3 protein-coding genes and 2 pseudogenes are annotated in these 6,077 nt (G+C 57.0%); 1 reads left to right on the top strand and 4 read right to left on the bottom strand.

Annotated features, from left to right (window positions below; all coding sequences use genetic code 11):
- Window positions 1–275, top strand: a pseudogene (locus K289_RS46505) (IS5/IS1182 family transposase); the annotation flags it as partial.
- A gap of 137 nt (window positions 276–412) precedes the next feature.
- Here K289_RS46505 and K289_RS0136625 read toward each other — a convergent pair.
- The 4 genes and pseudogenes from K289_RS0136625 to K289_RS0136605 all read right to left on the bottom strand — a co-directional run bounded on the left by K289_RS0136625 (window position 413) and on the right by K289_RS0136605 (window position 6,069).
- Window positions 413–1,996 carry a glycosyl hydrolase family 18 protein gene (locus K289_RS0136625; protein ID WP_027555963.1) on the bottom strand — a complete coding sequence of 528 codons (1,584 nt, stop codon included), beginning with the start codon at window positions 1,994–1,996 and terminating at the stop codon, window positions 413–415.
- Between the two features lie 512 nt (window positions 1,997–2,508).
- Window positions 2,509–3,324: a hypothetical protein gene (locus tag K289_RS46500; protein ID WP_156918379.1), complete on the bottom strand. Its 816-nt coding sequence runs from the start codon at window positions 3,322–3,324 to the stop codon at window positions 2,509–2,511.
- Between the two features lie 380 nt (window positions 3,325–3,704).
- Window positions 3,705–4,497, bottom strand: a pseudogene (locus tag K289_RS49500) (IS5 family transposase).
- Between the two features lie 1,191 nt (window positions 4,498–5,688).
- Window positions 5,689–6,069: a response regulator gene (locus tag K289_RS0136605; RefSeq protein ID WP_156918378.1), complete on the bottom strand. Its 381-nt coding sequence runs from the start codon at window positions 6,067–6,069 to the stop codon at window positions 5,689–5,691.
- Window positions 6,070–6,077 lie beyond the last annotated feature (8 nt).

Below are 6,077 nucleotides of genomic sequence, written 5' to 3'. Positions count from 1 at the left end.
TCAGGGTCTGGATCTCGGGTCAGGTCCGCCGTGTCACGGCTTCCATCCGGCGTGAGATGAAGCGTCGCGCGGCTGTCGAGCCTGTCATCGGTCACGTCAAGGCCGAGCACCGCATGGACCGCAACTATCTCAAGGGACGCCTCGGCGACCGCATCAACGCCGTCCTTGCAGCTGCCGGCTACAACTTTGGCCTGCTCCTGCGATGGCTCGCAGGACTCTTGCGCGCCCTTATCCGACAGCTCGCCGAAACTGTCCCGGCTCAAAAGATCGCTTAAATCACTACTCGCCCGCGTTCTTCACGGGGGACAAGCGGAACTTCAGGACGAACAGCGATGCAACGTCGTTCTGCGTTGTACCTGTATCAGGTCGACAGATCCAAACACGATGCTTTCTGGCGGCAACGCACGCAGCTCTAGCGTGGAATATTAGCCGCGCAGTTATAGATTAGTCCGGAGAGGCCCATTTTTGTGCAAGCCTCTTTGAGAACATCCTTGGGAGTTGCCCAGCTCGAGTTCCAGTTGTGTTCATCGGAGCGAACGTCTTTGTATAGATCCCACACTATGATTCCTGACTGAGAATATTTGACTGTCTCGTCAAGTATCTCTGCCAGATCACGTTTCGTCAGTGGCAGATTTCCCGTTGCCGGCTGCCCCACCTCAAATCCAACTGTGATAGGTGGCGCGATCAGGAGTTTGCGAGGTTGGAGCGACGCTAAGGCGCGAGTTCTCGACCCCGAGACCAGCGCGTTAGAACTTGTAAACTTCGAATCTGCGGGCAGTCCGCTGCCACTTTTGAGCCAGACGACGAACTGATTGTAATAAAAGTTCACTTGGCCGACGAGATCACAGGGAATGTGTGAGTCGGGATGAGCGCTCTCACAACTTGCATCGCTTAGATCGTACGACATGACTCCGATATGGCTTAGCTTGTCAATTTCCGCCTGATGGAGCAGGGCGGTATTGTAGATCAGCCCATATAGATTCCCGCCCCACCATGCACCGCCATCAATACCGGAGTTCGGAGCCACAGTGCCCCAATTGGCTGACATGATCGGGATTCCACCAGTAGCCGGTGCAGCGGCACTTAGCTTTAGCGAGGGCTTGATGCTTTTGATGGAGGTGTCCAGCGACTTTAAAATCGCGGCGAACTTTTCGATCGTCCGCGGCATAGCACGTGGAGTCGTCTTGCTGTCAGGATTGAGTTTCATGCTGTCGTCAAACACGTCTTCCCCCATCCCCCGTTCCATCAAGGCCGTGTCGCTTAACAGCTTGGCCTTGAACTCATCTGGTCCGGGCGGCGTGATCTTGTCGGGAGTCAATGTCCAGGACTTGGCATTGATGTCGGCGTGCCAGAACTCTTCGTAGTCAACATCGATACCCGCAACACCAAGATCGTTTGCAAGCGAAACAATGTTTTTGTATGCGTCATCCGCATTGCTTCCTGTGATGCGGCTTTCGAAGCTAGGCCGAAGTATTTTGGTGGCAGGGTTTGGAAAGGTGTCATAAACCTCATTCTGCGGGCCGCATGAATTCGGCTTTGCCGTCGTCTTATCGTAGATCTTGGGCAGGCAACTGAAATTCCATCCGCCGACAGCGATGTACGTTGCCACACCGTTTGCTTTCAACTCAGCCACGATTTTCTTCAGAGTGTCGAAGTCGGCTTTCGGGTCACCTGGTTCAGGAGATACAGCTTTGCCATCAGTGCATGTGTACCCGAAAAGTCCCGTGCAGCTCAGATCGTTGGGTGTGTACCTGATCAAGCTGGGATGCACGAACGACAGCATGAGATTATTGAAGTTTGCGCCTTCGCGCCCGATTTTGTTGCTGAGCTCCTTCAGGTTCATTAAGCTCGCGTAGTAGGCAGGCGAGCCTTTCTCCGCCGGGGGACCACTTAGGAAATACGCCGAAATCTCGGGCGCTGCCAGAGCATTCGCCCAAGAACAAAATGCAAAAATGATCGACAGCAGAGCCTGCCGCAATATCGTCCTGGCGATCATACCTCTACTCCATTTGTCCGACCAAGTGACTCGCCTGCGCAGTCGATTAGGCGTTTGCGGATAGGCCCAAGCTTTGGGAGAATATTGGGAGAATAATTGAGCATGCTTCTGAGGTCCGCATGCATGCGATTTGGGTTTACTAATATGACGCCGTTCCGGCTGCCGGAGACCGCAAGACCAAGTTTGTACCGTCGAAGACAGCGTCACCAGCATCCAAATCGAGGCCAAACCAACCGCTCCCTTCCAATTGTAGCCCGTTCTGACCTCCCCCAGGAACACGGGAGCATCGACAACGTCGTCATAAATCGACGAACCATAGGGATCACTGATGATGTTCGGCCGCAGCTCCCGCCGACATGCTCGCCGATCCCTCCAGTCCAGCTTCACAGCGGCGATCGGACCTTTACCGCCGGCCCGAGATCCGCCGAATGGACGTCACCGCCTGCGACGAACGCAGCTGCGGCGCTCCCAAAAAAGAAAAGTTGCGTTCGCACGACGAGCTCGTTGGAAACTCACCAGCTAGTCTTGAATTTCACGGTCAGCTCCCTCGTCGTCCCGCCCTGGGCGATCTCGCTAATCGAACCGGAGACGCTGACATTGTCGAACAGCTTCTGCTCGGCGCCAAACTTGAGGAGCCATTTGTCGTCAGTCGCCAGTATGGTGCGGCCAGCGATAAAGCTCGTGCCGGTACCGGGTATCGCAATTTTGGCCGATTGACGGGTCCCGTAGTAGCCTGCCAGATGCCCAGCGATGCTGGCGAACGGCATCATGCCCTGCTCAATCGCGTAGCAGCCGATCTGCAGGTTCAGCGAATAGTCGTGCGACAGCGATACCGACTTGATCAAAGCGGCGCCGAACGTACTACTCGCTTCGCTGGAATCGGCCGCTGCCTCCAAGACGGTCTTGTCCCAGATGAAGCCCAATCCGGGTACGGTCGCCACGGCCCAGGCGCGACCGGTGGATTGCGGCACGCTGCCGCCGTTGGCGGCCATCTCTTGCAGCAACTCCAACTTCGTGGAGGACTCGCGTACCACCATCATGTCGGCGCCGATCCAAGATTTCCAGAACCGCGAGATCGACTGTTTGACAGTGACGGCGAAGGCGCCATTCGACTGCGACTTGGATGACCAGTTCAGATCGTCGCGGGCCGATGCAGCTTGCGTACCGCGCTTCTTCGTGGCAACCGCCTGCCCGATCGAGGCGGCTTGAGACGCAGCCATCAGGGTCGCGAAAACAAAAGCCGTCGCCCAGAGCGCCATCCGGTCAACCCCCTCGTGAATTCCATAGTCGCTGCAGCCAATTCCGCGAAGAAGCGGGATTAGAAGCATTGTAGCTCGGCTCTCGAGGTGGGGCACAGCGCCGTTAGGTCCGTCGCGGCGATGTCGCGCTCCGCCCGCTCTACGACCGCGGACGCGATGCGTGATGCCATTTATCTCGACCGGACCTAAGGCGGCGCAGAGCGCGGAAGCAAGAAACGGCTTTGTCATTTTGGAGACGCTTTCGTGGCCTGACAATCTTTTCTTTTTCCCTACAACCTGACGCCACGGCCGGTTCAAGCCTTCGCCTGAGTGCTTTCCGAAGCTATGACCAGCGTCAGATCGTTGGCGAAAAGGAAGCAATAACTCTGTCTTTCAACCAGGCTGCACGACAAGATCGCTTGGTCTAACTCGCATGCGGTTTACCGACCGGCCTGTAAACAGCGAGTTCACTAGCGGAAACATACATCCCGGATATTTGGCCTGTGGTAGGAGGCGGACGCATTAAGGCGAAGCCATAGCCTGATTGAGGTCAGTTGAACGAGAGCGAGGTAGTTGGCGGCAAGCCTATCGTAGCGCGTCGCCACCCGGCGACATTGTTTGATCCTGTGAAGAACCGCTCGATCTGGTTGCGAGCGCGATAGAGATACGGGCTGAAGCAGATCGGAAAGCTGCGATTACTTTTCGGCGGGATGTTGGCCCACGCTCCCTTCTTCACGGCAAGCTCTCTGATCCAGTTGGCGTCCTAGCCACGGTCTGCAAGCAGCATTGATCCGGATTTCAGATGAGGCAGCAGTTTTCCGGCAAGCCGAACGTCTTGTGCCTCGCTGTGGCTCAACGCCAGCCGTACCGGCAGACCGTTGCTATCGAGCACCGCATGAATTTTGCTCGTCAAGCCGCCGCGTGACCTTCCTGTCGATTGGCGCCGGTTCCTTGTGATGTAGGCTCCATGCTGATACACGCGGGCAATCGAGGTGTCGATCATCTGGACAGCGGCATCATGGGCAGCCGCAAGTGCGTCTATGATGCGGCGCCAGACACCAGCCTGCCTCCAGCGGACGAAGCGGGTTATAGCATGTGGTGTATGGCCAATCGTCTCGGGCAGATCGCGCCAGGGTGCTCCGGAGCGCAAGACCCAGAAAATGCCATTGAGGACACGCCGGTCGTTCACCCGAGGAACGCCACGCGGCTTGTTCGGCAGCATCGGCTAGCAGCCCATTCATAATCGGCGAGTTCATAGCGCATGATTCGAGCCCCCAGTTTGGGTGTTTGAATCATAGAAGGTCGGCCGATCGCAACGCTCTCCGTGGCCAACTCTGGTTCGGCGGTTACGGGCAGAAGCGGACATCAATCCGACAACAACCCTCGCCGAATCCGTCGAAGATGCGCATGCGGAGGTCGGCATAACTTTGCCGTTCGTTTAGTCAAAGCAACCGAGATTGCTGAATGGGCTAACAAGGGTGCCCCGACTTAAGACGCATTCTAATCTTCGGCTTGCTCGGCCCGGCGATGACTTCTTGGTCGTCGCAGCATTGGCGGCCTTGGGCTGGGCCCACCTATTTCAGCAGTGGCAGTTTTTCTTGCCCATTGTTTATAGTCTCGCGCTCATCTCATCCCGTTCCTGTGCGGGGGCTCGACCATCATTTGGCTCATTGCTGCCGTCGTCGGCAATGATTGCCGGTCTCATGGCTTTGGGGGAAAGGGGAACGCAAGTTTGATTGGCTATTGCGGGCAGGGAGAAGACGGAATGCCACTATTCACGGTAGACGTCTGCTTCTGCGCCCCGGGCAAGAGCTGGCACCAAGATACATCGCGACACGTGACACACACGGCCGAAGCAAGCAACGGTGTGCAGGCCATCATCACGGTTCTAGCAGATCTTGAGTTCGACGCCCGCGCTGAGCTGGTGCACTTCATCCATGTCAGCAGTCCTAGAGATGGCTGAGAAGGTCCTGCACCAAAGCTACGCCTTGAAGAGGGATTTTCCGCTTCGGCCCATCACGACATTTGCCGCGGTTGCACAAAGGCGGTCGGTATCAGAGCGAAGCGGACATTTATGATGAGGTGGACGCCCGCCCGACGGCATCGATGCGCCAAAGTTGAGGTGTTGAGCACCACTTAAGGGAGGCGTCCGTGTCAGAGTTACCATAATTGGTCTGGATATCGCCAAGCATGTTTTTCACGCGCAGGCCGTACAGCGAATCGGCCGATGCTCCGGTTCGTCCATGGCGCTCCATGCGCGACTTGCAGGCAGGCTGCCCGAAGCGCTACTGCCAGCATCCTCAGGCAGCTGGTCGACTGCTGGCTGAGGTGGTCCAAGCGCTCGCCACCAGGCAAGGAGCCGAGATCGCGAAGTGTGGCCGTTCGTCAAGGGCCAGCGATCAAGATGAAGTACTATCCACGTCCTCGCATGAGCGGTGGACACAGGCTGAGGCGTCACCCGCTTCTACGTTGCGATGCCTCTAGCGCAATCTTCAGGCAATTGATCAGTGCGGGCGTGGTAAATGGTTTGGCAAGAAAGCACATTGCGCCGGCTTCGATCGCGCGAGCGCGCACCGCGTCGTCCGGAAAAGCCGTGATGAAGATGAAAGGCGTATGACCGCCGCGGCTGCGCATATGCCTGAGCAGGTCAAGTCCGCTCATATCCGGCATCTGGACGTCCGCAATCACGCAGGACGTATCGGTCAATTCCGCCGAGCCGAGGAATTCTTCGGCGGAGGCAAAGGTGTGGACGGTATAGCCGCATGATGCCAGGAGGTTGCTCGTTGCGGTGCGAACGGATGCATCATCGTCGACGACGGAAATGAGGAAAGGCATTGACAAGA

The organism is Bradyrhizobium sp. Cp5.3, assembly GCF_000426265.1.
In the GTDB taxonomy this organism is placed as follows: domain Bacteria; phylum Pseudomonadota; class Alphaproteobacteria; order Rhizobiales; family Xanthobacteraceae; genus Bradyrhizobium; species Bradyrhizobium neotropicale.
The sequence above is the reverse complement of the archived record's forward strand: the minus strand, read 5'-3'. Positions and strand labels throughout refer to the sequence as shown.

What these genes read in the sequence shown, in the direction of transcription:
- K289_RS0136625 (WP_027555963.1), bottom strand. Translation starts at nt 1,996, where the DNA reads ATGATCGCCAGGACGATATTGCGGCAGGCTCTGCTGTCGATCATTTTT.
- K289_RS46500 (WP_156918379.1), bottom strand. Translation starts at nt 3,324, where the DNA reads ATGCTTCTAATCCCGCTTCTTCGCGGAATTGGCTGCAGCGACTATGGA.
- K289_RS0136605 (WP_156918378.1), bottom strand. Translation starts at nt 6,069, where the DNA reads ATGCCTTTCCTCATTTCCGTCGTCGACGATGATGCATCCGTTCGCACC.